This window comes from Paraconexibacter sp. (assembly GCF_041602235.1).
In the GTDB taxonomy this organism is placed as follows: domain Bacteria; phylum Actinomycetota; class Thermoleophilia; order Solirubrobacterales; family Solirubrobacteraceae; genus Paraconexibacter.
Genome location: NZ_JBFIGP010000370.1, coordinates 1 through 3,157 on the forward strand (window position 1 = coordinate 1; position 3,157 = coordinate 3,157).

A 3,157-nucleotide genomic window follows, 5' to 3' on the forward strand; every position below is an offset into this window, starting at 1 on the left:
CGCCAGCAGCAGGGCGGCGAGCGTGCCGAGCCCGACGACCGCGGCGGGCAACCCGTCGGACGGTCCCGACGTCGGCTCGAGCTTGGCCGCCTCCAGGACGGCTCCGTCGGCTGCGGCGGGGGCCGCGGCCGGCACCGGAGCGGGCTGCGGGGTCTCGGTGACCGGGGTCGCCGCGGGAGCCGCGGGCGCGGCAGGAGCCTGGGCCGGGCTCTCGGTCGGCGTGGCCGGAGCGGAACCGCCCCCGGTGTCGCCGCTGCTCGGGGTCGGCGCGACGGCGGCCGGCGCCTCCTTGCCGGTGGTGCTCGCCTTCTTCTTGCAGGCGCCGTTGGCGCGGGCCTCGATCGCCAGGTCGAGCGCTGCGGGGAAGTCCGGCGCGTACTGCTCGAGGTCCGGCGTCACCTGGCTGCGCGCGGACCGCAACTGCTTGGCGGTGAAGGCGCAGGGGTCGACCGCCCCGTCCTTCGCGAAGTCCTTGTAGACGTCGGTGAACGTGTCGGCGGAGGCCGGGGTCGCCGGGCCCGCCAGCAGCACGGCGGCGACCGCGATCAGGCAGCGGCTGCGCAGCGCGCGTCGCGGGCGGGTGAGGGACAGCGGGTCGAACACGTTCCCGATGGTACCGTCGGGGCGCGTGCAGGCCGTCGTTTCCCAGGACACGCGCGCGCTCAGCGCGCCTACGCACGGCTCCACGCCGGGGGCCCTCGCGTCGCTGCGTGACGGCAGACGGGCGCAGATCGCCCTGCTGGCGATCATCGTCTGGGCGCTGTTCCACAACGGCGCCAGCGGGCTCAGCGCCGCGGCCTGGACGATCAGCCTCGCGGTCGTGCTCGCGCTGCTCCTGACCACCGCCGTGCTGCGACCCGGCGCGTCGCGACCCGGTTCCGCGCCAGGCGGACGGGTCGGCGTCGCCCTGCTCGTCGCGTTCGCCCTGTGGAGCGGCCTCACGTTCCTCTGGAGCGTGGACCCGTCCGGCACGTGGATCGAGCTCAACCGCGCCGTCCTGTACGCGGTGGTCGCGGGCGTCGCGCTCGTCGCGGCCTCGCTCGCGGGGGAGCAGGCGATCGAACGCGCGGCGATGGGGCTGCTGGCCGTGGGCGTGCTGACCGCGCTGTACGCGATCGGGGGGAAGCTCATCCCCGGGGTGTCGTTCTTCGGCCTCCTGAACCTGGACCACACGCGCGACCTCGCGCGACTGCGGGCGCCGCTCGGCTACTGGAACGCGCTCGCCCTGCTGTGCGTCACCGCGATGCCCGTCGCGCTGCGGCTCACCACGGACGTCGAGCGGACGCGCCGCGTCCGGCTGGCCGGCCTCGCGGCGGCGTTCCTGCTCCTCACGACGCAGTTCATGACCTACTCGCGGGGCGGCATGCTCGCCCTCCTCGCGGTGCTCGCGCTGATGACCGCGCTGGGGCCGCACCGGCTCCGCACCCTGATCGTGATGAGCGTCGTGGGCGTGTGTGCCCTGCCGGCGATCCTGTTCGCCTTCGCGCAGGACGCGCTCATCGGCAACGGTGTCGCGCTCAGCGTGCGCGAGGACGCGGGCCTCGAGCTGCTCGCCGTCGTGGCCGTCTGCCTCGGCGCGCTGATGGCGGTCGGCTGGGGGCTGATCCGACTCGAGCCGCGCGTGCGCTGGACCGCCCGCCACAGCGCCAGGCTGTGGCGCGGGCTCGCGGTCGCCGCGGCGCTCACCGCCGGGTTCGGCTTCGTGGCGGCGGCGACGGGCGAGGGGGGGCTCCCCGGCGCCCTGGACCGTGCCACGTCCTCGTTCACCGAGGACGCCGAGGACAAGCAGTTCGACCCCGGGCGCGTCATCACGGCCAACTCGGGCAACCGCTGGACGTGGTGGAAGGAGGCGGCCGGCGGCTTCAGCGACCGGCCCGTCGGCGGCTGGGGCGCCGGGTCGTTCAGCGTCGTCCACCGGCTCTACCGCGAGGACCAGCTCTCGGTCGCCCAGCCGCACTCGGTCCCGTTGCAGTTCCTCGTCGAGACCGGCGCGATCGGTGGGCTGCTGGCGCTGGGAGCCATCTCGACGCTCCTGGGCGTCGGGCTCCTGAGGATCCGGTCACTCCCCGCGGGACGAAGCCGCGACATGGCGGTCACGCTGCTCGCGGCGGGCGTGGCCTGGACGGTGCACGGCATCTTCGACTGGGACTGGTCGCTTCCCGGCGCGACGCTCCCGGCGATGTTCGCGCTGGGCTCGCTCGTCGCCCGTCCCGCGACGCCCACGCCGCCGCGTGAGCGCAGCGTCGCGGCGCTCGCGGGGACCGGGGGAGCACCCGGGCGCTGGCTCGTTGCCGCGCTCGCGTCCCTGATGGCGGCCGCGGTCATCGCGTCGGCCGTCCTGCCTGCGCGGGCCGACGCGGTCGCCGAGCAGGCCGAGGAGCTCGCCGGGGACCGTCAGGACGCGGCCTCGCTCGAACGGGCGGCCGCGCGAGCGGACTTCGCCGCCAAGCTCGATCCGCTGTCGATCCGCCCCCTCGTCGTGGGCGCCGCCATCGCCCAGGGCCGCGGGCGCCCGCTCGAGGCACGGCGGCTGCTGCTGGAGGCCGTCGATCGTCAGCCCTACAGCGCGGAGGCGTGGTACCGACTCGCGTTCGTCGCGCTGTCGCTCGCCGACTTCGAGGGCTTCCGCAACGCCGCGCTGCGCGTCGTGGAGAACGACCCCTCGAGCGGCACCGCCCGTGGGCTCATGCGCCGTGCCGAGCTGACCCGCACGCCGCCCGCCGCTTCGGCGACGGCGACCGGGACGCCGCTGGCCGGGGGCGTCGCTCCCACCGCCGGCGTGCCGGCGACCCCGACCGAGACGGCGCCTCCGGTCGTGCCGGGCGCGTTGCCCGGCGGGCCGACCGGCGCGGCTGGACCGACGGGGGCGCCCGGTCCCACGGGCGCCTTCGGGCCCACCGGCGCAGCCGGTCCGACGGGCACCGCCGGACCGTAGGTCCCTCAGGTGTCGTCGGGCGCGACGAGGATCGGGATGAGCCCCTTGAGCAGCGCGTACCCGGCCCCGGCCGCGACCAGCACGAGGAGGACACCGATGACCCGCTCGCTCGGCAGGTAGCGCGACGTGGCGGTCCTCGTCGCCGGACGACGGCGGGGGCCGTGGGTGACCGCCCCGCGGCCCGTCCGTCCGACGCGGCGCAGCGCTTCGAGCTCGGCACGC

General features: G+C 76.2%; 2 protein-coding genes and 1 pseudogene. 1 reads left to right on the forward strand and 2 read right to left on the reverse strand.

Translation table 11 applies throughout. The annotated features are described in order from the left end of the window. Positions 1-603: pseudogene (locus ABYE80_RS19045) on the reverse strand (hypothetical protein); the annotation flags it as partial. Positions 604-628: 25 nt separating this feature from the next. On the opposite strand from ABYE80_RS19045, the gene ABYE80_RS19050 reads away from it, so the two are divergent. After that, positions 629-2,935 (forward strand): O-antigen ligase family protein, encoded by a 2,307-nt coding sequence (locus tag ABYE80_RS19050; protein WP_372791894.1) that lies wholly within the window; start codon positions 629-631, stop codon positions 2,933-2,935. A gap of 5 nt (positions 2,936-2,940) precedes the next feature. Here the strand turns inward: ABYE80_RS19050 and ABYE80_RS19055 are convergent. Then, positions 2,941-3,157, reverse strand: a 217-nt coding sequence (locus tag ABYE80_RS19055) for a hypothetical protein (RefSeq protein ID WP_372791895.1), incomplete at its 5' end; no start/stop codon positions are given.